The sequence below is a fragment of the Amycolatopsis sp. A1MSW2902 genome (genome assembly GCF_017312175.1).
GTDB classification, from domain to species: Bacteria; Actinomycetota; Actinomycetes; order Mycobacteriales; family Pseudonocardiaceae; genus Amycolatopsis; species Amycolatopsis nivea.
The window spans coordinates 8,485,877-8,510,226 of the sequence record NZ_QJPO01000001.1 but is presented as its reverse complement, the minus strand read 5'-3'; the positions used below and the strand labels follow the sequence as shown (position 1 = coordinate 8,510,226).

Here is a 24,350-nt window from a genome sequence, read left to right as displayed (position 1 = left end):
TCACCGGCGCACGACAGGGAGGAAGGAAAACGTGGGAAAACAATTGCTCGCCGTACTGGCGGCCGCCGCGCTCGCGGCAACTTCCGTTCCGGCGCACGCCTCCCCGGCGAAATCCACGGTGAACTGGGGCGCGTGCCCGGCCGACGTCGCTTCTCCGGGATTGCAATGCGCGGCCGTCGAAGTACCGCTGGACTACCGTAATCCGGACGGTAAGAAAATCAGCGTCGAAATCTCCCGGCTGCCGAGCACCGACCCGGCGAAACGGCGCGGAGTGCTGCTGTTCAACGCAGGCGGCCCCGGCAATCCGGGCTTGGCCTTCCCGCTCCAGCTCACCCAGCTCGGACTTCCGGCCAGCCTCCTCGCCGAATACGACCTCATCGGCTTCGACCCGCGCGGCGTCGACCACAGCAACCCGGTCACCTGCGACCTCGACCCTCAACTGTCGATCGGGCCGAAGTACGCGCACAACGCCGCCGAGGTCAGCGAGGCCGCGGCGCATGCGAAGCAGGTCGCGCAGCAGTGCGCCGCCTCGGGATCCGCGGCGGTTCTGCCGTACATCACCACCGCGAACACCGCGCGGGACATGGATCAGATCCGCGCCGCGCTCGGCGAGTCGAAGATCTCTTACTTCGGCCTGTCCTACGGCACCTATCTCGGCGGAGTGTACGCGTCGCTGTTCCCGGAACGCACCGATCGCGTGGTGCTCGACAGCATTCTCCGGCCCGGCGGCTACGACATCACCGCAGCCCGGCGGTTCGCCCAAGGATTGCAGGATCGCTTCCCGGACTTCGCGAAATGGGCGGCAGCACGCAATTCTTCCTACGGCCTTGGCAGCACTCCCGCCGAGGTCACCGCGACCTTCTTCAAACTCGCGGGCAAACTCGACCAGCATCCGATCGGGACCCTGGACGGATCGGCCTTCCGATACGTGACACACGGCCTGACCTATCAGACCACGGCCTTCCCGAGACTGGCGCAGCTGTGGCAATCAGCCCTCGCGGACCAGGCGCCCGATTCACTCCCGAGCACGGCCGGTTCGGAACAAAGCGAGATCGCCACCATGCTTTCGGTGATCTGCGGCGACAACGCGTGGCCCCGGCAGATCTCGACCTACCGGCGGAACGTCGCGCATGACCGGGTCACGTACCCGATGCTCGGCGGCGCGACCGCGAACGTCTGGCCGTGCGCAGCCTGGCCCTACCAACCACTGGAACCGGCCGTGCAATTCAGCGACCAGGGACCGTCAAACCTGTTGCTGGTCCAGAACATGCGCGACCCGGCGACCCCGCTGTCCGGCGCGCTGGACACCCGCGAAGCGTTCGGCGACCGGGCTCGAATGGTCACTGTGGACCAAGGCGGCCACGGCGTCGGACTCCCGTACCTGAACAGCTGCGGCTTCAACGCCGTCATCGATTACCTGGTAAACGGAATCCGCCCGGCGACGGACAAATTCTGCGGTGCCGAAGCGACCGTCAAGTCGCTTACCCCGCAACAACAACAGGCAGCCGACAAGATCATGGACCGGCTGCGGCAATACTGAAACAGGCGGTGGGGCGGAACACCCGCCCCACCGCCGCTCGTTCAGCGCAGGTACGCCGAACCCCGCGTCACCGAGGAATAGGCGTCCACCGAACCATGTCCGTAGAAACCGTTGAACGACGCGTCACCCAGGCAGGTCGCCGTGAACGAAGCGTCCCGGCCCTCCTTCAGGTAATCGACCGTCCGCGGCACGGGGCACGCGATCGGCGCGGCCGTGCCTTCCAGCACCCGCTGCACCGCGTCCGGATCCATCGACGCGGAATGCCCGGTCTTCTTGCCGTACTGTGAAACGATCAGCGCCGCGACACCAGTCGCATGGGGAGCTGCCATCGAAGTCCCTTGCAGCCACTGGTAATAGCCGACCCGGCCGTCCGCCGCCGTCGCCTTCTGCACGCCAAGCGCGACGCCAGCCGGAGTCACATTGCCCGCTGCGTCAATGTTTCCTTCCGCGACACCCACATTGCGCGGGTACGTCGACAGGATCTCGTTCTCCACCGTCCGGTACCACGGCGTGCCGTAACCGTCGCGGAAATACCCGCCCGGCGCGGAAACGGAGATCTGCTCGGTCCCGTAGTTGGAGTAGTCCGCCTTCGCCTGCGTCGGACCGAACGAACCGACACCGATGGTGTGCGGGCCTTCGACCGGCAGCGAGAAGCACGAAGAATTGTCGATCTTGCGCGGATGCGTCCCGTTCGCCGGATAGTCCGGGCTCGTGACGTCGTCGTGCGGCGCGGCCATTTCGTCGTGCTGGTTGCCGAGCGCGACCACCATCGTCACGCCCTTGCGGTGCGCGTAGTTCAACGCCCGCGTGGCCGCTTCGATGATCGTGCGCTGTTCTGCCTGCTCGGCAGAAGAATCCGCCGGGTTCGAACGGCAGTTGTAGAGCCACGGGTCCACGTAGAAGCTCATGTTGACGACGTCGAGTCCGGCGTCGCCGGAATACGTCAGCGCGTCGACCATCGGCTGGAGGAAGAAGTACCCGGAATCCTGCCCGGCACGGACGTTCACCAGCGTTACGTTCGGCGCCACCCCGGACACGCCGAATCCGTTGGCCGCCGCGGCGATCGTGCCGGCGACGTGCGTGCCGTGGCCGTTGTCGTCGTGGTCCGCCGGGTCGACGCAGCCCCGGTATTCGCACGGGCCGTCGACGACCGTGCCGTTGACGTCCGCGACGATGTCCTTGGTGAAGTTGCGCGAATCGGCTTTGTCGAAGTTCGGCGCGATGTCCGGGTGACTGCCGTCGACGCCGGTGTCGATGATGCCGACCTTCACCCGCTTGTCGCCAGCCTGCTTGGAGCGCGCGAGGTCGGAGCGAGTGGACTTGAGGCCCCAGAGCTGGTCGTCCAGCGGATCGGTGCCGACCGCCTTCTTCGCCGCGGCCTTGCGCGAAACGCTGCCGCGACCTTCCTTCTCGACCGCGTCCGGCTTCTCCTTCTTGCCCGCCTTCGGCGCGCTGCCGATCGCTTTCGCCTTCGCCGCACCGAATACCGCGCGGCTCGCCGAGACCCGCTCAGTGAAGCCGGCAGCGGGCGCGGTGGCGGTGATGAGCCCGACCGCCGTGTTGGTCGCGACGATCGTGCCGCCGGCGTCGCGCACCGCCTGCTGCGCGGCGGCGACGCTCTGGCCGTCCCGCGCCAGCACGCTGAATTCCGTTACCGGTCCGGCCGGTTGGGCCGACGCCGCTCCAACGGCGACGCCGGACACCGCACCGAACAATGGCACCGCGAGTGCCACAGCGAGCAATCTTGGTCTTTTCACGAGTCCTCCTGACCGAAACCGACAATGCAACGTACATAGCGGACACTGCGCACGGCAATCGGCAAACCGGAGGAATCGCCAGGTTACGGAACCACCGACTTCTCCTCGGCGAAGTGACAAGCCGACAGATGCCCGTCCGTCCTCGGTTCCAGCTTCGGCACCTCGGTCGCGCAAATATCCGCGGCCTTCCAGCAACGCGTGCGAAAACGGCAGCCCGACGGCGGGTCGATCGGGCTCGGCACGTCGCCCTCCAGCCGGATCACCTGCCGCTGCCCGCGCACCGCGGGGTCCGCGACCGGCACCGCGGACAGCAACGCCTGGGTGTACGGATGGGACGGTCGCTCGTAGATCTCGTCCTCAGTACCGATTTCGACGATCTTGCCCAGGTACATCACCGCGACCCGGGTCGACAGATGCCGCACCACCGAGAGGTCGTGCGCGATGAACACATAGGACAGTCCGAACTCGCCCTGGAGTTCCCCGAGCAGGTTCATCACCTGCGCCTGGATCGAAACGTCCAAAGCGGACACCGGCTCGTCGCAGATGATCACCTTGGGCCGCAACGCCAGCGCCCGCGCGATGCCGATGCGCTGCCGCTGCCCGCCGGAGAACTGGTGCGGATACCGGTTCACGTGCTCGGGGTTGAGCCCGACCACCTCCAGCAGTTCCTGCACCTTCTTCGCCCGCGACCCCTTCGGCGCGACGTCGGTGTGGATCTCGAACGGCTCGCCGACGATGTCGCCGACGGTCATCCGCGGATTCAGCGACGTGTACGGATCCTGCAGCACGATCTGGATTTCCCGGCGCATTCGCCGCAGTTCCGCACCGCGCAGCTTGAACAGGTCGCGGCCCTCGAAGGTCGCGCTGCCGCTGGTCGGCTCCTCCAGGCGCATCAGCACCTGGGCGAGCGTCGACTTGCCGCAGCCGGATTCCCCGACCACGCCGAGAGTTTCACCCGGCTGCAGGTCGAACGAAACGCCGTCGACGGCCTTCACCTGTCCGATGGTCCGTTTGAACAGCACACCGGTGCGCACCGGGAAATGCTTCACCAGTTCGCGCACGCTGAGAATCGGCTCACCCACGGCTCTCCACCACCTCCTCGGCGAAGTGACACGCACTGACCCGCCCGAACCCGAGCGCGTGCGACGACGGCCTCTCGTCGCGGCACCGTTGCTCGGCCCGCTTGCAACGCGGGTGGAACGGGCAGCCGGACGGAATGTCGAGCAGGCTCGGCGGCAGGCCCTTGATGGTTTCCAGGGTCTGTCCTTTGAGGTCCAGCCGGGGCAGCGAATCCATCAGCGCCGCGGTGTAGGGATGCCCCGGCGAACTGAACAATTCCCGTACGTCGGCCTGTTCCACGATCCGCCCGGCGTACATCACCGCGATCCGGTCCGCGACCTCTGCGACCACGCCGAGGTCGTGCGTGATGAGCACGAGCCCCATCCGCCGCTCCCGCTGGATGTCCGCGAGCAGGTCCATGATCTGCGCCTGCACGGTCACGTCCAGCGCGGTCGTCGGCTCGTCCGCGATGAGCAGATCCGGGTCGAGCGCGAGCGACATCGCGATCATCGCGCGCTGCCGCATCCCGCCGGAGAACTGGTGCGGGTAATCCTTCACCCGCCGTTCCGCGGCCGGTATCCGCACCAGGTCGAGCAGTTCGACCGCCCGCTTGCGCGCGTCCTTTTTGGACATGCCCAGCCGGACGCGCAGCTGCTCTTCGATCTGGAACCCGACGGTGAACACCGGGTTCAGCGCCGAGAGCGCGTCCTGGAAGATCATTGCGATCTCCGCGCCGCGCACCTGTCGGCGACGGTCCGCCGACGCGGTGAGCAGGTCCTCGCCGCGATACCGGATCGACCCTCCGGTGATCACGCCCGGCGGGGTGTCGAGGATTCCCATGATGGTTTGCGCGGTGACGCTCTTGCCGGAGCCCGATTCGCCGAGCACGGCAAGGGTTTCCCCGGCGTGCACCGAATAGCCGACGCCGTTGAGCACGTTGGCCACGCCGTCGGAGGTGCGGAACTCCACGTGCAGGTCTTCGACCTCGAGCAGCAGCTCGTGCTCCGTCGTCGGACCAGGTGAACTGGACACTGTGGACATTGCGGCTACCTCGACTTCGGGTCGAGCGCGTCGCGGATACCGTCGCCGAGCATCACGAACGCGAGCACGGTGATGGTGACGAACGCACCGGGGAACAGGAGCATGTGCGGGACCGCGCGGAAGTAGTCGCGCGCGTCGCTGATCATGACGCCCCACGACACCACCGGCGGCCGCACGCCGATGCCGAGGTACGCCAGCGTCGCCTCGGCGCCGATGGCCGCGCCGAGCGCGATCGTGGCGTACACGAGCACCGGCGCGAGCGTGTTCGGCAACAGGTGCCGGAACACGATCCGCGGCGTGCTCGCGCCGAGCGCACGGGCCGCCTTCACGTAGTCCAGCTGCTTGGCCACCAGCGTCGCGGACCGCATGATCCGCATCGCCACCGGCCAGGTCAGCACCGCGATCGAGCACACCACCTGAACGATGATGGTGACCTGTCCGGGATTCGTGCCGGGAGCGTTGAACGTGGTGAGAATGACGATCGCGCCCAGCACGAACGGCAGACCGGCGAAGATGTCGCCGAGCCGGGACAGCAGGCTGTCGACGATCCGGCCGTAGTAGCCCGCGACGATGCCGATCAACGATCCGAAAAGGACAGTCAGCAGCGTCGCGAAAACGCCGACCAGGAGCGATGCCCTGGCTCCGTAGATGGTCCGCGCGTACACGTCGTAGCCCTGGTTGTCGTAACCGAACCAGGCGTCCGCGGACGGGCCTTCGTTGGCGTGGGTCAGATCGTTGTATCCGGCGGGGCGGTGCGAGAACAATCCCGGCGCGATCGCGATGAGCACGATCAGCAGGATGATCACCGCGGAGATGACGAACGTCGGCTTGCGGCGCAGTTGCCGCCACGCGTCGCCCCACAGACTGCGCGGCTTCTTCGGGCCGGCGTCGGCCGAGCTGTCCACATGCGACAGCTGTGCCGCGTCGACCCCTCCGCCGCCGACGAGATTCGGGTCAGTCATAACGGATCCTCGGGTCGAGAACGGCGTAGAGCAGGTCCACGATCAGGCTCATCAGCAGATACACCAGCACCAGCAGCACGACGACGCCGACGACGGTCGCGCTTTCCCGGTTCTGGAGGCCGCGGAAGATCAGCCCGCCGAGACCGTTGATGTTGAACACGCCCTCGGTCACGATCGCACCGCCCATCAGGGCGCCGAGGTCGGTGCCGAGGAAGGTCAGCACCGGGATCACCGAGTTGCGCAGCAGGTGAATGCCGATGACGCGGCTGTTGGGCTGCCCTTTGGCGATGGCGGTGCGGATGTAGTCGGCGTGCCGGTTCTCCGCGATCGACGTTCTCGTCAACCTCGCGACGTAAGCCATCGAGAGGCTGCCGAGCGCGATGCCCGGCACGATCAGCTCGCCGAAGCTCGGATCGTCCGAAACGCTGGCGTCGATGATGCCCAGGTTCACGCCGAGCACGATCTGCAGCACGATCGCGGTGACGAACACCGGAAGCGAGATCAGGAACGTGGTCGAGACCAGCACCAGGTTGTCGAGGAAACCCTTGCCGCGCAAGCCGGTCAGTACGCCGGCACTCAGGCCGATGACCGCCTCGATGAGCACCGCGACGATCGCGAGGCGCAGCGTGATCGGGTAGGAGGTGGAGATCAGCTCGCCGACCGAGGAGCCGTTGAACGTCTCGCCCCAGTCGCCGCTGAACAGGCTCCCGAGGTATTTGAAGTACTGGACGAACAGGTTGTCGTTGAGGTGGAACTTCTCGGTCATCAAGTCGATATAGGCCTGCGGGCAGGCTTGCTGACCGCATTTGCCGGAGAACGGGTCCCCGGGCACGGCCCACACCAGTGCGTAGATCAGGAAGGTGGTGCCGAAGAACACCGGGATCAACTGGAGCAGGCGGCGCAGGACGTAGCGAATCATGCGTGGTTCCTAGGAGTGCGCGCCGGGCTCGTGAGCGCCGCGCCTGCTTGTGGCGGGCGCGGACGCTCACGAGCCGCGTGGTGGGAACGGACGAGTCAGCGCATCACTTCTTGAGGACCTCGACCGACGAGTAGTCCGCGCGGCGGCGGAAGTCGAGGACCACGGTCTTCGTGTGCTTCGACTTGGCCGCGACGCCCTTCTCGTCCCACACCGGGATCGAGGGCAGGTCCTTCGCGATCAAGTCCTCGGCCTGCTGGTACAGCTTGACCGCGGCGTCCTTGTCCGCCGTCGAGTCGGCCTGCTTCAGCAGAGCGTCGACCTGCGGGTTGGAGTACGTCGAGTCGTTCGACGAGGCCCCGGTCCGGTAGAGCGGGTTGAGGAAGTCCTCAATGGACGGATAGTCCGCCGACCAGTCCGAACGGCCCATGCCGGTCAGCTTGTGCCCGGTCACGATGCTGCGCCACTGGCCGAAGTCGGTCGCGGGCACGAAATCGCATTCGACGCCGAGCGTGTTCTTGATGCTGTTGCACGCGGCCACCAGCGGTTCCTTGCGGCCGCCGTCGGCGTTCGAGGCGATGGTGAGCTTGCCCTTGAACCCGGACTTCGCGAACAGTTCCTTCGCCTTCGCCGGGTTGAACTTGCAGTACTCGCCGCACACGCCCGGCCGGAAGCCCGCGATGCCTTGGGAGACATAGCTGTCGGCGGGAACGTAGGTGTCGTGCATGACCGTCTTGGTGATCTGCTCGCGGTCGATCGCCATCGAGATCGCCCGGCGCAGGTCGAGGTTGTTGTAGCCGGGCACGTAGTACGGCACCGCGATCGTGCTGATGCCGAGCAGGTGTCCGGTGACCAGGTTGTCCTTGAGATCGGTCTTGTACTTGTCCGCGGTGAGCGCGGACGGCGGCAGCGTCTCGATGAAGTCGAGCTTGTTGCTCAGCAGGTCCTGGTAGGCGGTTTCCTGGCTGGCGTAGATCTTGACGTCCAGGTCCTTGAACTTGACCTTGTCCGGGCCCTGGTAGTCGTCGAACCGGGTCAGCTTGATGTCGACGTTCGGCGTGCGGCTGACGAACTTCATCGGCCCGTTGCCGATCGGGTGCTTCGCGAACGCGGCGGGGTCCTTGAAGAAGGAGTCCGGCAGCGGCGCGAACGCGGTGTAGCCGATCTTGGTGGTGAACACGGAGAACGGCGCGTCCAGGGTCACCTGGAACTCGTAGTCGCCCTTGACCGCCAGACCGGACATCTTGTCCTTGGTCGGCTTCGCCGCCTTGTCGGCCGGGTGGACGTCGGCGTAGCCCGCGATGTTCTCGAAGAACGTGCTGTTGATCTGGCCGTTCGCCGAGTTGGCCCCGTAGTTCCAGGCGTCGACGAAGTTCTTCGCCTTGACCTCGGTGCCGTCGTGGAACTTCCAGCCGTGCTTGATCTTGATGTCGAAGACCTTGGAATCGGTCGTGGTGATCGACTCCGCCATCAGGTTGTACGGTTCGCCGCTGTCGCCCTTGTACGCGACGAGCCCGGAGAACATCGGGTCGACGGCCTTGGAACCGCCGAGCTCGTTGGTGTTCGTGGGGATCAGCGTGTTCTGCGGTTCCGTGCCGTAGACCGTGAAGGTCCCGTTCGGATCCGCTTCTCCCGACGACCCGCTGCTGGATCCGCCGCCCCCACAGGCGGTCAGGAGCAGTGACAAGGTTGTCACGACTGCGGCCGCGCTCCAGAGCCTGGATGAACCCCGCATGTCCCCTCCGTTTCTCGCGTCCGAATAGCGAGATGGAGGCTAGCTGGATCAGCGCTTCGTAACCGGATCACCGGGTTGCACCTGAATAACAACACCGTTCATCACCCGGTCAGCTCACAACTAACTGCGCTTGATGACTTTCGGTGGTTTTGGTACGGGTGCGCGCGGCTGGTGACCCCGGTGTTGCGGAGCGTTCAGGCGAGCGACAAAGCGATGCCGTCCAGGATGTCGTGCTCGCTGACCACCAGCTGGTCCGGACCACCGCGCGCGGCGAGTTCCTCCGCGAGCACCTGGACGACGACCGCGCCGCCGCCGATCACGTCGACCCGGCCGGGGTGGATCACCGGGTTCTCGGCACGGGTCGCGCGGTCGGCCGCGAGCAGCTGTCCGGCGAGCTGGTCGATCTCGCTGTGCGACAGCTTCGACAGGTGCACGCGCTCGGAGTCGTACTCGGGCAGGCCGAGCGAAACCGCTGACAACGTGGTCACGGTGCCGGCGACGCCGATCCACGTGCGGGCCTTCGCGACGTCCACGACGTCGAACGCCTCGGCGAGGATGCCGCGGGCCAATTCGCGGGCAGCGGCGATCTCGTCGGCGGTCGGCGGGTCGCCCTTCAGCGCGCGCTCGGTGATCCGGACGCAGCCGATGTCGACGGATTTCGCGGCGATCACCTCGGCCTCGCGGCCGTTCCAGGTGCCGAGGACCAGTTCGGTGGAGCCGCCGCCGACGTCGACGACCACGAACGGCCCGTCGTCCGGGTCCTGCTCGCCGACCGCGCCGGTGAAGGACAGCCGGGCTTCCTCGTCGCCGCTGATCACCTCGGCCTCGACGCCGAGCGTTTCGCGGGTCATCGCGAAGAACTCGTCGCGGTTGCTCGCGTCGCGGGTCGCGGAGGTGGCGACCATGCGCACCTTCTCGACGCCCTTGCGCCGCGCGGCGACGGTGTAGTCCGCGAGCGCGGCGCGGGTGCGTTCGAGCGCTTCCGGCGCGAGCCTGCCGGTGGCGTCGACGCCCTGGCCGAGCCGCACGATGCGCATCTCGCGGTGCAGGTCGCGCAGGTCGACCGTGCCGTCGTGGCGCGGCGTCAACTCGGCGACGAGCAGACGGATGGAGTTGGTCCCACAGTCGATCGCAGCTACCCGAGGCATGTCCCCGACCTTACTTGGTCTCCGGCGCTTCGCAGGCGCGACGGGCATAGGCGGGCCCTATGCCCCCTCGCCGACATTTGGTCTTTGCCTTTCCCGCTTTTCCGGCCGTACGGTTGACGTGTTCGCCGCATTTCTCTTCACGGCGGTTTTCTTCTTCTTTTATCGAGAGGTTTAGTGGCATGCCCGATTACGGGATTGCGGGAAAGCGCGCGGTAGTCACCGGCGGTTCCCGTGGAATCGGCGCGGCGATCGTGGCGCAATTGCTGGCCGCGGGCGCGACCGTGCTCACCACCGCCCGGTCGGCGGGTCCGGTGCCGGAAGGCGCGTCCTTCATCGAAGCCGACGTCCGCACGCAGGCCGGCGCCCAGACGGTCGCCACCGCTGCCCAGGAGGTCCTCGGCGGCGTCGACCTGCTGGTCCACAACGCGGGCGGCGCGCGTCCGCACCCCGGCGCGCTGGCGATCCCCGACGACGAATGGCAGGACGCGCTGTCGGTCAACCTGCTGGCCGCGGTCCGTCTGGACGCGCTGCTGGCCCCGGGCATGCGCGACCGCCGATCGGGCGCGATCGTGCACGTCTCCACCGCCGCGATCCGTCCGCCGTTCCCGCCGTTCCTGCACTACGTGGCGGCGAAAACGGCGCTGGAGGCCTACAGCCAGGGCCTGGCCGCCGAGCTGGCCCCGTCCGGCGTCCGCGTCAACACCGTGTCCCCCGGCCGGACCGCCACTCCCGGCGGTGTGGCGACGCGCGAGCAGTGGGCAAGCCAGTCGCCCGGCTTCGCTCTCCCCGACGTCCCGCTGGGCCGCGACGGCGAACCCGACGACATCGCCAACGCGGTGCTGTTCCTGCTGTCCGACCAGGCGAACTGGCTGACCGGAAGCGGACTGGCCGTCGACGGAGGCGAATACCCGCGATGAATGCTTATCAGGGCAAAACCGCGGTCATTACCGGCGGCAGCACCGGAATGGGTTTCGCCACCGCGAAATTGTTCGCCGACGGCGGAGCGCGGGTAATCATCACCGGCCGTTCCCAATCCCGCCTCGACGCGGCTTTGGCTCAACTCGGCGAGGACGCGCTGGCCGTCCGCGGCGATGTGGCGTTGCTCTCCGATCTCGACGCGCTGGCCGCCCAGGTGCCCGGCCCGGTCGACGCGCTGTTCGTCAACGCCGGGATGGCCCGGACGGCACCGTTCACGTCGGTCACCGAGGAGCAGTTCGATGCGGACTTCGCGGTGAACGTCAAAGGCGCGTACTTCACCGTGCAGAAGCTCGCGCCGCTGCTGCGCTCGGGAGCGGGCGTCGTGCTGACCACCTCGACGGCGAACGTCATGGGCTTGCCGGAAACGAGCGTCTACTCGGCAGGCAAGGCGGCGTTGCGTTCGATGGCCCGCACGCTCGCCGCCGAACTGCTCCCACGCGGCATCCGGGTCAACGCGATCAGCCCCGGTCCCATCGACACCGAGATCCTGGAAGCCGGGATGTCGGCCGAGGAAGCCGCGCAGTTCAAGGCCGCGCGAGCCGCCGCGAACCCGATGAAACGGCTGGGCACCCCCGAAGAGATCGCCCGCGCCGTCGCGTTCCTGGCCTTCGACGCCACCTTCACCACCGGCATCGAACTGGTCGTGGACGGCGGCGACACGCAGCTCTGAGCTTTCAGGCGGCCGGAGACACCGGCTGATACCAGGTTTCCTGCCGCAGAAACTCGAGCAACGCCATCTCCGCGGGCCCCGCTCCAGGCCGGACCGCCGCGACGACGGGCTGGGACACGACCGGAAACACCGGCCGGACGAGGTGCTCATGCCCTTCGGGCACCGCCGACGCCGGAACGAGCGTCACTCCCAGCCCGTGCGCGGCCCACCGCACCGCCGTCGAGGTCTGCGACACCCGCGCGACCGCGGTCGGCTTCAACCCGTTGTCGCGCAACACTTCGGTCAGGAAGCCTTCGAGCGCGCTGGCCGGGTCGAACCTGATCCACTGCTCTTCTTCCAGCTCCCGCAACGCGATCCGGTCCTTCTTGAGCAACCGGTGGCTGGCGCCGAGGACCACCACGAACTCCTCGTCGCCGAGGTGGTGCCCCTCGTACAGGCCCTCGTCGCACGCCGAGCCGAGCAACGCGAGATCCAGCACCCCGCGCCGGGCAAGCTGCTCCAGCTCAGCCGGATTCGGCTCCTCGAAAACGGTCACGGCCAGCCGCGGATACTTCCGCCGCAACGCGGCCAGCGCCCCCGGCAACTGCCGAGTCCCCAACCCCATCTGCGCCGAAACGAGCAACTCGCCGGCCAACTCGTCCGCCCCCGCCCGCGCGGTAGCCTGCGCCCGCCGCGCGGCCCGCACCGCGACCTCCGCGTCCCGGAGAAACGCCCGCCCGACGACGGTGGGCACGAGCCCGGTGGGCGTACGGGAGAAGAGCTGCACGCCGAGTTCCCGCTCGAGCCCTCAAATCTGCTGCGAAACGGACGGCTGAGCGACGTGCAGCACTTCAGCCGCAGCGGTCACCGACCCCGCCTCGGCGACCGCCAAGGCGTACTCGAACTGACGAAGACTCATCGTCTCCCCTGCGGTGTGGCGAGGTTTGTCATCGAGGCTACCTGTTTGTCAGCCAGGAGCCGTGGCACTGCTCGACGGATTGCCGTTCGACGACGAGGTACAGGTCGAAGTCGTCGACGGCGGTGTCGAGGTTGGCGTGGTCGAGGTACTGGATCCGCAGGTCGGAGTGCTGGAGTCGGTGCTCGGCGCACCGGACGTACTGCCCGGAGGCGTCCCGCTCGGACTGTTCTGCGGCGGCAACCCAGTAGGCGTCACCGACGGACCCCCCGTCGCAACCGGCGGCAAGTCGGTAGTCCTCGGCCGCTCCCCCGGACTCGCAGGCGGCGCGGAACTGGCCGTAGCCGGAACCGGACTGTCCGGCACCTGCTCGACCCCCTTGCGGTAAGCCTCGGCCCAGAGAATGACCGTGGTGACGTAGGCGTCGGAGTTGTTGTAGCGGTAGATCGCGGTCCTGAGCTGATCCGGATTGGCCAGGTCGAGCCCGCCGGAGCAGAGATAACGTGCCGCCGCGAGCGAGGAGTCGAAGAGATTGCCCGGGTCGGCTTTGCCGTCCCCGTTGCCGTCCGCCGCGTAGGTCCGCCAGGTCGCGGGGATGAACTGGAACGGCCCCACCGCGCGATCCCACACCGGGTCCTGGTCGAGAACGCCATGATCGGTATCGGGAATCGCCGCGAACGGCCCCGTACCATTGAGCTGCGGCCCAAGAATCGGCTGAAGCGTGGTCCCAGCGGCGTCGACGTACCCACCACGCGCGTGATCCGACTCGATCCGCCCGATACTCGCGACGAGCGCCCAGTCGATATGACACGCTGGCTGCTCTTTCCCCAAGACGTCCCCCGCATGCCGATACGCAGCAAGCGCAGTAGCCGGAATCCCGAGCGGCCCGTCCGGAAGGTCATACGCAGGCAGTGGAACCGGTGCAGGCGCGTCAGGCAACCGCCCGTCGACGGCTACGCCGCGAATGCCTGGGTCGTACCCCTGATCAGGCATAACGTCCGCCGAGTGCACGACGAGCATCCGCCCGACCCAGCCTACGACCACGCCCGCTCCGACGGTGGCCGGAAGAACTCCCAGCAGCCCGGTGAGTACCGCGACCGCCGTGCGATGCCGCGACGCCACCCGCCGAGCGCGATAACGCCCCCGCCGAGCCCGGATCCTGGCTCGGCCGATCAACCGCGCCTTCTCCGGCGGGGGCCCGATGAGGGGTGGGGTTCTTTTGGTTCGGGCCGGGTTCGCCTGAGCGGCTGCCGCTTCTGCGGTTTCTTCGGCGGTTAGTTCAGTGCTGCTTTCGCCATCCGCCGCATCGGCGATTGCTTCATCCGCGACGTCACCGTCGCTGCGGTCACCCCTTGCATCGGCGGCAACCGCTTCGCCAGCTAGTTCACCGCCGTTGCCCGCGTCGACAGCTCCAGCAGCCACCTCGCCGTCGCTGCTCTCGCCACCTGCAGCACTGCCACCCGCTTCACCAGCTATTTCAGCGCCGCTGCCCACGTCACCTGTATCGTCGGCAACCGCCACGTCGCCGCCATTGCCCGCACTCTCGGCAACCGCTCCACCCGCGACCTCACCGCCAGCGCCATCCACGCCGTCGGCAATCGCTCCGTCAGTCGCCTCGCCACCGATGCCCGCACCGTCGGCAACCGCTCCGCTCGTAGCGTCGCCACCGCCCGCAGCGTCAACTGCTGATTCCGCCGCTACCTCGCCGCCGCCCGCGCCAGCCAATTCGCGACCAGCCGCCTCGTCATCGAGGCTTCTCCCGCCAACTGCCTCGCCATCATCAACACCGCCGCCAACCGATTCGGCGAGACCGACTTCATCACCAGCCACCTCAGCACCAGCAGCCGCCGCACCGTCGGCAACCCGCTCACCCGCGCTACCGGCAACCCGCTCGCCCGCCCCGTCCGCGGCCGGCTCGCCCGCACCCTCCTCGATCGGCCCGTCCGCTACGTGCGCGATCGGCCCGCCCCCACCGTCCGCGACCGGCTCGGCCCGACTCGCTGCAGCAGAAGACCCCTCAGTGCGCACCGATCGCCGAGATCTGCGTGGCACCCGCACTTTCCGCCCCTCCCCGGCCCGCCCGGCGGTGCACTCGGGCTCGCCTGCTCGGTGTGAAGCTCCGGTGCGCGCCGCGAAGCATTCCCACCCAGGCGGGCGCCGGCCTCTGCTGTGCCTATCCGCGCCCGAGACCGGAGCGTTACCCGGCGCAGTCGCCCGTCGGCCAGCCCTGTTCGCGGACCCAGGCGAGGGTCTCGTCGCCGAACGGGTTCACCCCGGGTCCGGCCGCGAGCGTGTGCGCGAGGTGGACGTGCAGGCATTTCACCCGCCCGGGCATCCCGCCCGCGGTCACCTGCGTGCCGAGCGACTCGATGGCATCCCGCTCAGCGAGGTACGTCTCGTGCGTGCGCTGGTAGGTCGCCGCGAGTTCCGGGTCGGTGGTGAGCCGTTCGGTCATCTCCTTCATCACGCCGGACGCTTCCAGCGTGCCCACCATCGACGTCAACCGAGGGCAGGTCAAGTAGTACAACGTCGGGAACGGCGTCCCGTTCTCCAACCGCGGACTGGTCTGGACCACCGAAGGATGCCCGCTGGGACACCGCGCGGCCACCGCCCGCAAAGCCCGCGGCGGGCGTCCAAGCTGCTGCGCGATGACCTCCCGGTCGGCATCGGTGACGGGCTCGAATCGGGGTGTCTCCGTGCTGCTGTTCACGCTCTCCAGGCTAATGCCGCTGTCCGACCACCCCCTCGCGACCTCCGCCGAAACGGCCGAGTTGTCCACAACCGGCACACCGTGTGGACAACTCGCCGCACCGCCCTCCGCCGCCCTTCCGATGTGGTTAGCGTGGAAGGCAGTCGAAGCTTCGCCACGAAATCAAGCCATCGAAGAGAAAAGGAGAATCAGAAACGCCGATCGAAGATCAAAGCCTCAAGCACCGCGCAGATCTGCGCCTCGAGAATGACCGACACCCACGACCGTGAGGAGCGTGCCTAAGGACCCAACCGCCCAAGCCCCGAGAGCTGACTGGCTATCCGCCCGACCAGGAACCGCAACCGGCGAGCTCTCTGCCCAGCGATCTCACCCAGCCGACGATCCGCCTGACTCAGTCGGCAATCCGCCGGGCCAAGAAGCTCGCCAGCCAGCGACCCGCGCCTGATCAGCGAGCACGCCCAGCTCAACTCGGCCCGGCGGCCATCGCGCGCTGGCGGCGATCACATCGAAGCCTCGGCTCGCCCCGACAGTGATCACGCCACGCCAGCAATCACGCCCAAGCCTCAACCCACCGCGACAGCGATCAAGCATCCGGAAGGCGCGGAAGTCGTCCTGCACCTGGCCGAAAACGCCCCCGTCAACGGTCCAGCCCGGTCAACGACCACGCCAGGCCAGTGAGGCCCGCCCAGCCTTCAACCTCACCCAGCCAGTGAAGCCCTCCCACCAACCTCACCTAGCCAGGAAGGCCCGCCCAGCCGCCAACGTCAGCCGATCAGCAGCCTCAACCAACCGCCAGCAAGCACCGCGTGCAAGAACCGCACCCGGCCAGGCACCTCAACCCCCGGAAACCTGCGCCCACAGGTTCTCGTACCAAGGCGCCTGCGGAGCGGGCTGCTGCCCAGGCTGGGCAGCCGTCGGCGAACCGGGCTGGTCCTCGGGCAGCTGGACCATCCACGGGGTCTCGCCTGGTTTCACGTACCGGAGCCGGCGGCGGGCTTCCGCCTCGATCTGGGCCGGGTCGCTCAGCTGGGCTTTGCGGTCGCGCAGCTGAGCGACCTCGTGCTGGAGCTGGGCGAGTTGCGCTTCCTGGTCTCGGACCTCGGAGCGCTGGGAGAGGTAGGTGCGCAACGGGACCGCGACGGTGAACGCCAGTGCGCACACCACGATCGCCACCACGGCGGCGCGCCGGGTGGTGGACATGCCGAGCACTTTGGCCGCACCGGAGGCGCGTTTCGCCGCCAGGCCGCGGCGCAGCCGGGCCCTGGTCGTCTCCGTCGTGCCCGCGCCGGTGCGGCGCCGGGCCGACGCGGGACGGCGGGCCCTGCTGGACCCGCTTCCCGCTGCCCGGCCGCCGCGGCGGCTGCGCGCCCTCCCCCGGTCGGCCATGTGCCCCTCAGGCCTCCGCGCTGAACCGCGGGAAGGCGAGGTCGCCGGCGTAGCGCGCGGCGTCCGCGAGGGTTTCCTCGATGCGCAGGAGCTGGTTGTACTTCGCGATCCGCTCGCCGCGGGCCGGGGCGCCGGTCTTGATCTGGCCGACGCCGGTCGCGACCGCGAGGTCGGCGATGAAGGTGTCCTCGGTCTCGCCGGACCGGTGGCTCATCATCGACTTGTAGCCGTACGACGTGGCCAGCGACACCGCGTCCAGCGTCTCCGACAGCGTGCCGATCTGGTTGACCTTCACCAGCAGCGCGTTCGCCGCGCGGCGGGTGATGCCCTCCTCGAGCCGGTCCGGGTTGGTGACGAACAGGTCGTCGCCGACGAGCTGGACCTTGTCGCCGATCTCGGAGGTCAGCTGGACCCAGCCGTCCCAGTCGTCCTCGCTCAGCGGGTCCTCGATGGACACCAGCGGGTAGTCGCGCAGCAGTTCGCCGTAGTACGCGGACATCTGCTCCGCGCTGCGCTTCGAACCCTCGAAGGTGTAGGCGCCGTCGGAGTAGAACTCGGTCGCGGCGACGTCCAGCGCGAGCGCGACGTCACGGCCCGGCGCGTAGCCGGCCTTCTCGATCGCGGCGAGGATCAGGTCGAGCGCCTCGCGGTTGTTGGAGAGGCTCGGCGCGAAACCGCCCTCGTCGCCGAGGCCGGTGGCCAGGCCGCGGCTCTTCAGCACGCCCTTCAGCGCGTGGTACACCTCGGTGCCCCAGCGCAGCGCCTCGCGGAACGACTCCGCGCCGATCGGCGCGATCATGAATTCCTGGATGTCGACGTCGGTGTCGGCGTGTGCACCGCCGTTGAGGATGTTCAGCATCGGCACCGGCAGCACGTGCGCGTTCGGCCCGCCGAGGTAGCGGAACAGCTCCAGTTCGGACGATTCCGAGGCGGCCTTCGCGACGGCGAGCGAAACGCCGAGGATCGCGTTCGCGCCCAGCCGCGACTTCGCGGGCGTGCCGTCGAGGTCCACCAGCTTCTGGTCGACGATCCGCTGGTCGACCGCGTCGACGCCGACCAGGTCCGGGCCGATCTCGTCGAGCACCGCGGCGACCGCGCGCTCCACGCCCTTGCCGTTGTAGCGGCCGGTGTCCCCGTCGCGCAGTTCGACCGCTTCGTGCTCGCCGGTCGACGCCCCGGACGGCACCGCCGCTCGGGCCAGCGTGCCGTCGTCGAGCGCCACCTCCACCTCGACGGTCGGGTTCCCGCGCGAATCGAGAATCTCGCGCGCGCCTACCTGCTCGATGAGAGCCACGCTCTGCTCCTTGGTGGGTCGTGCCTGCGGTGACGCCGCCCAGAGTAACCGCCAAGCGGGTTCACCCGTTGGAGGCCAGGCCGGTGCGGGGCCGTTCCGCTGCGTGTTCTCCAGCTCAGCCGGGCACTTCGCCGGTCTCCTCGGCCTCCTGGTCCTCCGGCCGGACCTCGCGCCACCCCGACGGCAGCTCGACCTGATCGGTCACCTGCTGCCAGAACGTCCAGCTGTTGCCGCCCGGATCGGCCACGGTGAAGATCCGCGCGCCGTAAGGCTGGTCCTGGGGCGGTTCCGGCGCGGCGTCCTCGCCGAGCGCCGCGGACACGCGCTCGTGCTGCGCGTCGACGTCGGTCACGTACACGACGTTCAACTGCCCGACCGGCCCCTCGACGCCCTTGGCCTCCCAGTATTCGGGACCGACCCCGGCCAGCTGCAGACGCGCGTCGCCGGCGCGCAGCGTCGCCTGGAAAACCTCGCCGGACCCGTCCTCGAAGCGGACTTCCTCGGTGAAGCCGAACACCCTGGTCAGCCACGCGAGCGCGGCGGTCGCATCGCTGTAGTAGAGGTACGGCGCCAGTCCCACGTAATCGGGTTCCTGATCGCTGCTCATGGCGGAACAGTCCATCACGACTCGTCTGACGGTCGTGCAACGCCCTCCGCGCCGGTATCGTGAAGCGACCATGACGGACGCCGCAGCAGCCCCCGAACCCGACGGCGAATCGCGCTTCCGCAGGTTCCGCAACGCCGAGCATCTGGTCGCGCGGCGACGCCCGCTCGACGCGCTCAAAGAGCTGGAACCCCTGCTCGCCGACGAGCCAGACAAGCCGAGCGTGCAACTGCTCGCCGGGCGCGCGTACTTCCACTCCGCCCAGCTGCGCCGCGCCGAACGCGCCTTCACCCGCGTCCTGGAACTGGACCCCACCGATCACTACGCCCGGTTCGTGCTCGGCCGCACCCTCCAGCGCCTCGGCCGTTTGGCCGAGGCGCTCGCACAACTGCGGATGGCGTCGGCGATGAACCCGGTGCCGGAGTATCTCGAGGCGATCAGCGAGGTCAGGGCGAGGATCACGCTGAGCGACCGCTGAGCCCGCGTGTCCCGAACGTGCACCCGCGGAGGCACTCGCGTGCAACCACCGGATCCAGCACGGCCCCGGCGCGTCTTCTGAAGTGAACAGGGCAGCGGGGAAGCCTGGCCATCCGGCGACCCGGCTCGGCCAGTCGGCCGATCCGGGCAGACCGGGCGAAGCACGATCCTTGGTGTCATCACAGAGAGCGATTAGAGGAGGCCGACATGACCGCGCTGACCGTGATCGGAGCGACCGCCGGGCTGCTCGTGCTGGTGCTGATGGCGCTGGCGCCGGCGCTCGTGGAATTCAACGAACGCCACCCGGTCCAGCCGCGCAAGCAGCCCGTGCGCGCCGAGGCTCTGCCGCAGAAACCGGTGCGAGTGAGCGCCGCTCTGTCGACGCACTAACTGCCGATTTTGCCGAGCAGGCCCCGGTTTCGGCCGTTCGCCGGGACCGGATTGTTCTGAGGAAGCACGCGACGGGCCCGGAGGCAGGGCACGCTCGACCGCTAAGCGTGCCAGCACGGAGTGCCGCGCGCAGACAGGCCACGGGCGAGCTGCTTCGGCCGCCGATCAGCGACGGCCAGCCAGACGGCCCGTGCCGAATCGAGGCAGGCTGGCCGAACCGCTACCGACCCAGCCAGCTCAGGGCACCACATTCGCCGCCGCACAGGGAACCGGCCGAAGCGAACAAGCCTCCGCCGACCCACCCAGCCAGCTCAACGCTCCACACTCGCCGCCGCACAGGGAACCGGCCGAAGTGAAACAAGCCTCCGCCGACCGACGCAGGCAGCTCAGGGCGCCACGCTCTCGGCCGCATACGAGTCCGCCGCGGTGAAGACGTCCTGCACGTAGTTGACCGCCGGGTTGTAGAGCAGCATCGCTTTCCACCAGCCCGCTGGCGCACCCAGGTCGTCGTCGCCGGAGCAGAGGTAGCGGGCGGCAGTGAACGCCGCGTCGTCGAGGTTGCGGGGGTCCGCGGCTTTGCCGTCGCCGTTCGCTCGCTGGGCGTGTTTGTGCCAGGCGGCAGGCATGATCCGCAGCGGGCCGACGCGGTGGTCGGCGGTGCGGTCGCCGTCGAGTTTTCCGGTGTCGGTGTCCGGGCCTTCCGCGGGACCGGGGTTCACCGTCAACGTGCCGTCCGGGCCGGGTTTCTCCGCTCCGAAGGCCAGATTTCCGATCGCCGCGAGCGTCGCCCACGACAGGTGGCACGACGGTTTCTGCCGCTGCATCCACATTTCCGCCCGGCCGTACGCAGCGAGCACCCGCGCGTCCAGTCGCGTCTTTCCTGCGACCCGGGTCGCCCACGCGTCCAGTTCCGCTTGGTCGGACACGAGCGGGCGGTCCGGCGGCGCGGCCAAGCCGACTCGCGGGGCTTCGGAGCCGGGTTGCGGGCGCGGTTCCGCCTTGGTCGCCACCGGCGGCGGAGCGGCCGCGGCGGGAGGGGCGGGCGGGTTCGGGTTGCGGATCCCGATGGTCACCACCAGCACGACCCCGGTCAGGACCAGACCCAGCGCGAACGCGATCCGGCTCGGGTAGCGGCGCGGCGGAACCGCCGGAGACGGCGTAATAGTCGGCTGAGTGGTATCGGCCACTCGGACAGGTTACTGATGAACCCGCGCGGGGGACGCTGGACTGGGCGAATGGCAAGCGGATGGTTAACTCCCCGCTTGAGCCGCCCAGGTCACACAATTCGTTACGTGACCTGTCGGCGACGCTCTGACCTGCGGTTACCCTAACCTAACTCCCGCCAGAACGCCGTTTTGCGCATTTTGCCGGACCCACTCAGCGAACTTCCCTCTGGACTTACAGGCAAGCCTTACCTAAAAACATCAGGTCAGGTAGTCGAAGGAGGGCTGAACAGTGGTGTTTTCCAGCGCGCTCATCGGGCTGCGCGAAGGCCTCGAAGCCGCGCTTGTGGTCAGCATCCTGGTCGCTTTCCTGGTGAAGACCGAACGACGGCACGCGCTGCGGTTCGTGTGGCCGGGCGTCGGCGCGGCCGTACTGCTGTCGGTCGGTGTCGGCGCGATCCTCACCTACAGCACCGCGCAGCTGAGTTTCGAGCATCAGGAACTGCTCGGCGGAAGTCTTTCCATCGTCGCGGTCGTCTTCGTCACCGCGATGATCTTCTGGATGCGCAAGGCTTCCCGGCACATCGCGGCCGAGTTGCGCGGCAAGATGGAGGACGCGCTCAAGGTCGGTCCGGCGGCGGTGCTGCTGCTGTCGTTCCTCGCGGTGGGTCGCGAGGGGCTCGAAACCGCCGTGTTCTTCTACTCGGCCGTGCAGACCGCGCAGTCCGACACCCTGCAGCCGCTGATCGGGTTCGTGATCGGGATCGCCGCCGCGGTCGTGCTCGCCTACCTGCTCTACCGCGGCGCGGTGCGGTTCAACCTGGCGAAGTTCTTCACCATCACCGGCGTGCTGCTGGTGTTCGTCGCCGCCGGCGTCCTCGGCTACGGCCTGCACGACCTGCAGGAAGCCGGGTTCATCCCCGGGCTGACCACGCTCGCCTTCGACGCGTCGAGCACGCTGCCGGAAACCTCCTGGTACGGCGCGCTGCTCAAGGGGATCTTCAACTATTCGCAGCAAACCACTGTGCTGCAAGCGATCGCGTGGGTCGCCTACGTGGCGATCGTGCTGCCGCTGTTCCTCAAGCCTGCCCGCAAGAACAAGACCGAGGCGGCTCCGGCCGCCCCGGCCGCCGCCAAGGAGTGATCGTGCCCCAGTTCCGCAAAACCTCGACGGCTGTGCTCACCGGCCTCGGCGCCCTCGTCGCGCTGACCGCCTGCGACAGCACGAACTCCGCGTCCGGTCCCTCCGGCGCGGCCGCGGGCGGGCCGATCAAGGTCGAGGCGTCCGACACCGCCTGTTCGGTGTCGGCGACGACCGCTGCCGCGGGCAACCTGACCTTCGAGATCGCCAACAAGGGCAGCAAGGTCACCGAGTTCTACCTCTACGCCGAGGGCGACCGGATCATGGGCGAGGTCGAGAACATCGCGCCGGGGCTGAACCGGCGGCTCATCGTCGAGGTCCCGGACGCGGGCAAGTACCAGACGGCGTGCAAGCCGGGCATGGTCGGCAACGGCATCCGCGGCGACTTCACCGTCACCGGCGGCGCGCAGAGCCAGAACAGCGCCAGCGCGCAGAAGGCCGCTGCCACCAAGAGCTACGCGACCTACGTCGAGAACAACAGCTCGGCGCTGGAGACCGAAACGGCCAAGTTCGTCGCCGCGGTCAAGGCGGGCAAGGTCGACGAGGCGAAGGCCGAGTACGCGCGCACCCGCGTGTTCTACGAGCGGATCGAGCCGGTCGCGGAGAAGTTCGGCGACCTCGACCCGGCCGTCGACGCGCGCGAGGCCGACCTCGAACCCGGCCAGCAGTTCACCGGCTTCCACCGGCTGGAGAAAGACCTGTGGAGCACCGGGCTGAAGCCGGACAGCCCGCAGATCGCGGACAAGCTGCTCACCGACGTGAAGGCGCTGGTCGCCAAGGCGAAGACGCTGCAGCTGAGCGTGCTGGACCTGGCGAACGGCGCGAAGGGCCTGATGGACGAGGTCGCCACCGGCAAGATCACCGGCGAGGAGGAGACCTTCTCGCACACCGACCTGTGGGACTTCCAGGCCAACCTCGACGGTTCCAAGGGCGCGATCGCCGCGCTGCGGCCGATCATCCAGGAGCGCGACGCGGCCCTGGTGTCCACTTTGGACAAGGAGTTCGCGAACGTGCAGGGGCTGCTGGACAAGACCCGTTCCGGGGACGGTTTCAAGTACTACAACGAACTCTCCCAGGACCAGATCAAGGCGTTCGCCTCGGCGGTCGACGCGCTGAGCGAGCCGCTCAGCAAGGTCGCGGAGGTCGTGTCGAAGTGACCGAGGAGGGAACGCAGGTTTCCCGCCGGAAGCTGTTCGGGCTCGCCGGTGCCGGGGTCGCGCTGGCGGGCGCGGGCGCCGCGGCCGGCGTGGGCTTCGACCGGCTCGGCGGCGACACCCCTGCCGCGGCCGCGACGTCCACTGTGGACTTTCACGGCGAGCACCAGGCCGGGATCGACACGCCGACGCAGCAGAACCTGCACTTCGCCGCGCTCGACGTGACCACCAAGGACGTCAAGAAGCTCCGCGAACTGCTGCGCACCTGGACGGCCGCGGCACGGCGGATGACCGCGGGCCAGGACGTCGGCCCGAACGGCGCGCTCGGCGGGTCCGCGCAGGCCCCGCCGGACGACACCGGCGAGGCGCTCGACCTGCCCGCCTCCGACCTGACGCTGACGATCGGGTTCGGCCCCTCGCTCTTCGACGACCGGTTCGGCCTCGCCGCGAAACGCCCGCCGCAGCTGATCGACCTGCCCGCGTTCCCGAAGGACAAGCTCGACCCGGCCCGCAGCGGCGGCGACCTGTGCATCCAGGCCTGCGCGAACGATCCGCAGGTGGCGGTGCACGCGGTGCGCAACCTGGTGCGGCTGGGCTTCGGCGTCACCGAGGTGCGCTGGTCGCAGCTCGGGTTCGGCCGCAGTTCGTCGACCTCGCGCTCGCAGCAGACGCCGCGCAACCTGTTCGGTTTCAAGGACGGCACCAACAACATCAAGGCCGAGGACACCGACGTGCTCCGCGACCAGGTGTGGGCGCAGGCCGGCGACGGACAGGCGTGGATGGCGGGCGGCACGTACCTCGTCGCCCGCCGGATCCGGATGCACATCGAAACCTGGGACCGCGAAACGCTCGCCGGGCAGGAGCAGATTGTCGGGCGCACCAAGGGAAGCGGTGCCCCGCTCGGGCAGACCGGCGAGTTCGACCAGGTCGATCTGCAGGTCGGCGGCGCGGGCGGGACCCCGTTGATCGCCGAGGACGCGCACATCCGGCTGGCCTCGCGCCAGACCCGCAAGGGCGTGCAGATCCTGCGCCGCGGCTACAACTTCGTCGACGGCTCCGACGGAGTCGGGCACCTCGAGGCGGGGCTGTTCTTCCTCGCGTTCAACCGGGACACCCGCACGCAGTACGTCCCGATGCAGCAGGTGCTGTCGTCGAAGGACGCGATGATGGAGTACCTGCAGCACACCGGTTCCGCGCACTTCGCGATCCCGCCGGGCCTCACCCCGACCAGCAACTGGGGTGACGGGCTCTTCGCCTGACCAGTACAAACCTCCCCGCCCCGCCACTGCGTGGGACCGGTTGCCGGTGCCTTCCGGGCAGGCGACGGTGA

Annotated in this window: 23 protein-coding genes; 8 read left to right on the top strand and 15 right to left on the bottom strand. The window is 68.4% G+C overall.

From position 1 onward, the window contains the following. Positions 1–31 precede the first annotated feature (31 nt). Complete coding sequence (locus tag DMP23_RS39985; protein WP_443111318.1) at positions 32–1,540, top strand: alpha/beta hydrolase; 1,509 nt, start codon at positions 32–34, stop codon at positions 1,538–1,540. A 41-nt stretch (positions 1,541–1,581) separates the two neighbouring features. On the opposite strand, the gene DMP23_RS39980 is transcribed toward DMP23_RS39985, so the two are convergent. From DMP23_RS39980 to DMP23_RS39950, 7 genes are all read right to left on the bottom strand, one after another. Next, positions 1,582–3,297 (bottom strand): S8 family serine peptidase, encoded by a 1,716-nt coding sequence (locus tag DMP23_RS39980; protein ID WP_337824070.1) that lies wholly within the window; start codon positions 3,295–3,297, stop codon positions 1,582–1,584. Between the two features lie 83 nt (positions 3,298–3,380). After that, on the bottom strand, positions 3,381–4,379 hold the full coding sequence (locus tag DMP23_RS39975) for an ABC transporter ATP-binding protein (RefSeq protein ID WP_037820267.1): 999 nt from the start codon (positions 4,377–4,379) through the stop codon (positions 3,381–3,383). Then, the gene (locus tag DMP23_RS39970; RefSeq protein ID WP_037820264.1) at positions 4,372–5,397 is read right to left on the bottom strand and encodes an ABC transporter ATP-binding protein; all 1,026 of its coding nucleotides are present in this window, start codon (positions 5,395–5,397) and stop codon (positions 4,372–4,374) included. The genes DMP23_RS39975 and DMP23_RS39970 overlap by 8 nt, the downstream gene beginning before the upstream one ends. A 5-nt stretch (positions 5,398–5,402) precedes the next feature. Next, a complete protein-coding gene (locus DMP23_RS39965) occupies positions 5,403–6,359 on the bottom strand; it encodes an ABC transporter permease (protein WP_037820263.1) in 957 nt (318 codons plus the stop codon). Beyond that, positions 6,352–7,278: an ABC transporter permease gene (locus tag DMP23_RS39960; protein WP_337824069.1), complete on the bottom strand. Its 927-nt coding sequence runs from the start codon at positions 7,276–7,278 to the stop codon at positions 6,352–6,354. Before DMP23_RS39960 ends, DMP23_RS39965 begins: the two co-directional genes overlap by 8 nt. Positions 7,279–7,381: 103 nt before the next feature. Further along, positions 7,382–9,010: a peptide ABC transporter substrate-binding protein gene (locus DMP23_RS39955; RefSeq protein ID WP_043836577.1), complete on the bottom strand. Its 1,629-nt coding sequence runs from the start codon at positions 9,008–9,010 to the stop codon at positions 7,382–7,384. 194 nt (positions 9,011–9,204) lie between these two features. After that, complete coding sequence (locus DMP23_RS39950; protein ID WP_037820259.1) at positions 9,205–10,158, bottom strand: Ppx/GppA phosphatase family protein; 954 nt, start codon at positions 10,156–10,158, stop codon at positions 9,205–9,207. Positions 10,159–10,337: 179 nt separating this feature from the next. On the opposite strand from DMP23_RS39950, the gene DMP23_RS39945 reads away from it, so the two are divergent. Both DMP23_RS39945 and DMP23_RS39940 read left to right on the top strand, forming a co-directional pair. Beyond that, positions 10,338–11,075, top strand: a complete 738-nt coding sequence (locus DMP23_RS39945; RefSeq protein WP_337824068.1) for an oxidoreductase — start codon at positions 10,338–10,340, stop codon at positions 11,073–11,075. After that, positions 11,072–11,806: an SDR family oxidoreductase gene (locus DMP23_RS39940; RefSeq protein WP_337824067.1), complete on the top strand. Its 735-nt coding sequence runs from the start codon at positions 11,072–11,074 to the stop codon at positions 11,804–11,806. The genes DMP23_RS39945 and DMP23_RS39940 overlap by 4 nt, the downstream gene beginning before the upstream one ends. Positions 11,807–11,810: 4 nt before the next feature. On the opposite strand, the gene DMP23_RS39935 is transcribed toward DMP23_RS39940, so the two are convergent. From DMP23_RS39935 to DMP23_RS39905, 7 genes are all read right to left on the bottom strand, one after another. Beyond that, positions 11,811–12,572, bottom strand: a complete 762-nt coding sequence (locus DMP23_RS39935; protein WP_337824066.1) for a LysR family transcriptional regulator substrate-binding protein — start codon at positions 12,570–12,572, stop codon at positions 11,811–11,813. A 21-nt stretch (positions 12,573–12,593) separates the two neighbouring features. Next, complete coding sequence (locus DMP23_RS39930) at positions 12,594–12,704, bottom strand: LysR family transcriptional regulator (protein ID WP_337824065.1); 111 nt, start codon at positions 12,702–12,704, stop codon at positions 12,594–12,596. A 48-nt stretch (positions 12,705–12,752) separates the two neighbouring features. Then, on the bottom strand, positions 12,753–14,531 hold the full coding sequence (locus DMP23_RS39925) for a lytic transglycosylase domain-containing protein (protein WP_337824064.1): 1,779 nt from the start codon (positions 14,529–14,531) through the stop codon (positions 12,753–12,755). A gap of 367 nt (positions 14,532–14,898) precedes the next feature. Next, positions 14,899–15,420, bottom strand: coding sequence for a DUF501 domain-containing protein (locus tag DMP23_RS39920; protein WP_199818177.1), 522 nt, complete (start codon positions 15,418–15,420; stop codon positions 14,899–14,901). Between the two features lie 825 nt (positions 15,421–16,245). Further along, on the bottom strand, positions 16,246–16,611 hold the full coding sequence (locus DMP23_RS39915) for a septum formation initiator family protein (protein WP_078870811.1): 366 nt from the start codon (positions 16,609–16,611) through the stop codon (positions 16,246–16,248). 193 nt (positions 16,612–16,804) lie between these two features. After that, on the bottom strand, positions 16,805–18,091 hold the full coding sequence (gene eno, locus DMP23_RS39910) for a phosphopyruvate hydratase (RefSeq protein ID WP_037820247.1): 1,287 nt from the start codon (positions 18,089–18,091) through the stop codon (positions 16,805–16,807). A 115-nt stretch (positions 18,092–18,206) separates the two neighbouring features. Continuing rightward, the gene (locus tag DMP23_RS39905; protein ID WP_037820310.1) at positions 18,207–18,698 is read right to left on the bottom strand and encodes a VOC family protein; all 492 of its coding nucleotides are present in this window, start codon (positions 18,696–18,698) and stop codon (positions 18,207–18,209) included. 70 nt (positions 18,699–18,768) lie between these two features. Here DMP23_RS39905 and DMP23_RS39900 point away from each other — a divergent pair, with 70 nt between their 5' ends. Together DMP23_RS39900 and DMP23_RS39895 are read left to right on the top strand one after the other, a co-directional pair. Further along, a complete protein-coding gene (locus DMP23_RS39900; protein ID WP_037820246.1) occupies positions 18,769–19,173 on the top strand; it encodes a tetratricopeptide repeat protein in 405 nt (134 codons plus the stop codon). 206 nt (positions 19,174–19,379) lie between these two features. Beyond that, a complete protein-coding gene (locus DMP23_RS39895) occupies positions 19,380–19,562 on the top strand; it encodes a hypothetical protein (protein ID WP_037820244.1) in 183 nt (60 codons plus the stop codon). A 386-nt stretch (positions 19,563–19,948) separates the two neighbouring features. Here the strand turns inward: DMP23_RS39895 and DMP23_RS39890 are convergent, their stop codons facing one another. Beyond that, positions 19,949–20,749 (bottom strand): murein transglycosylase, encoded by an 801-nt coding sequence (locus tag DMP23_RS39890; protein ID WP_337824063.1) that lies wholly within the window; start codon positions 20,747–20,749, stop codon positions 19,949–19,951. Positions 20,750–21,017: 268 nt separating this feature from the next. Between DMP23_RS39890 and efeU the strand changes: the two genes are divergently transcribed. The 3 genes from efeU to efeB are packed head-to-tail and all read left to right on the top strand — an operon-like array spanning position 21,018 to position 24,279. Further along, positions 21,018–21,869, top strand: a complete 852-nt coding sequence (gene efeU / locus DMP23_RS39885) for an iron uptake transporter permease EfeU (RefSeq protein ID WP_037820241.1) — start codon at positions 21,018–21,020, stop codon at positions 21,867–21,869. A gap of 2 nt (positions 21,870–21,871) precedes the next feature. Beyond that, positions 21,872–23,023, top strand: coding sequence for an iron uptake system protein EfeO (gene efeO / locus DMP23_RS39880; protein WP_134667512.1), 1,152 nt, complete (start codon positions 21,872–21,874; stop codon positions 23,021–23,023). Further along, positions 23,020–24,279 (top strand): iron uptake transporter deferrochelatase/peroxidase subunit, encoded by a 1,260-nt coding sequence (gene efeB / locus DMP23_RS39875; RefSeq protein ID WP_238604224.1) that lies wholly within the window; start codon positions 23,020–23,022, stop codon positions 24,277–24,279. Before efeO ends, efeB begins: the two co-directional genes overlap by 4 nt. Positions 24,280–24,350: the final 71 nt, after the last annotated feature.

Coding starts and splice junctions, on each gene's coding strand:
- DMP23_RS39940 (WP_337824067.1), top strand. CDS start 11,072: ATGAATGCTTATCAGGGCAAAACCGCGGTCATTACCGGCGGCAGCACC.
- DMP23_RS39900 (WP_037820246.1), top strand. CDS start 18,769: ATGACGGACGCCGCAGCAGCCCCCGAACCCGACGGCGAATCGCGCTTC.
- DMP23_RS39970 (WP_037820264.1), bottom strand. CDS start 5,397: ATGTCCACAGTGTCCAGTTCACCTGGTCCGACGACGGAGCACGAGCTG.
- DMP23_RS39965 (WP_037820263.1), bottom strand. CDS start 6,359: ATGACTGACCCGAATCTCGTCGGCGGCGGAGGGGTCGACGCGGCACAG.
- DMP23_RS39960 (WP_337824069.1), bottom strand. CDS start 7,278: ATGATTCGCTACGTCCTGCGCCGCCTGCTCCAGTTGATCCCGGTGTTC.
- DMP23_RS39915 (WP_078870811.1), bottom strand. CDS start 16,611: ATGTCCACCACCCGGCGCGCCGCCGTGGTGGCGATCGTGGTGTGCGCA.
- DMP23_RS39945 (WP_337824068.1), top strand. CDS start 10,338: ATGCCCGATTACGGGATTGCGGGAAAGCGCGCGGTAGTCACCGGCGGT.
- DMP23_RS39950 (WP_037820259.1), bottom strand. CDS start 10,158: ATGCCTCGGGTAGCTGCGATCGACTGTGGGACCAACTCCATCCGTCTG.
- DMP23_RS39955 (WP_043836577.1), bottom strand. CDS start 9,010: ATGCGGGGTTCATCCAGGCTCTGGAGCGCGGCCGCAGTCGTGACAACC.
- DMP23_RS39905 (WP_037820310.1), bottom strand. CDS start 18,698: ATGAGCAGCGATCAGGAACCCGATTACGTGGGACTGGCGCCGTACCTC.
- DMP23_RS39930 (WP_337824065.1), bottom strand. CDS start 12,704: ATGAGTCTTCGTCAGTTCGAGTACGCCTTGGCGGTCGCCGAGGCGGGG.
- DMP23_RS39895 (WP_037820244.1), top strand. CDS start 19,380: ATGACCGCGCTGACCGTGATCGGAGCGACCGCCGGGCTGCTCGTGCTG.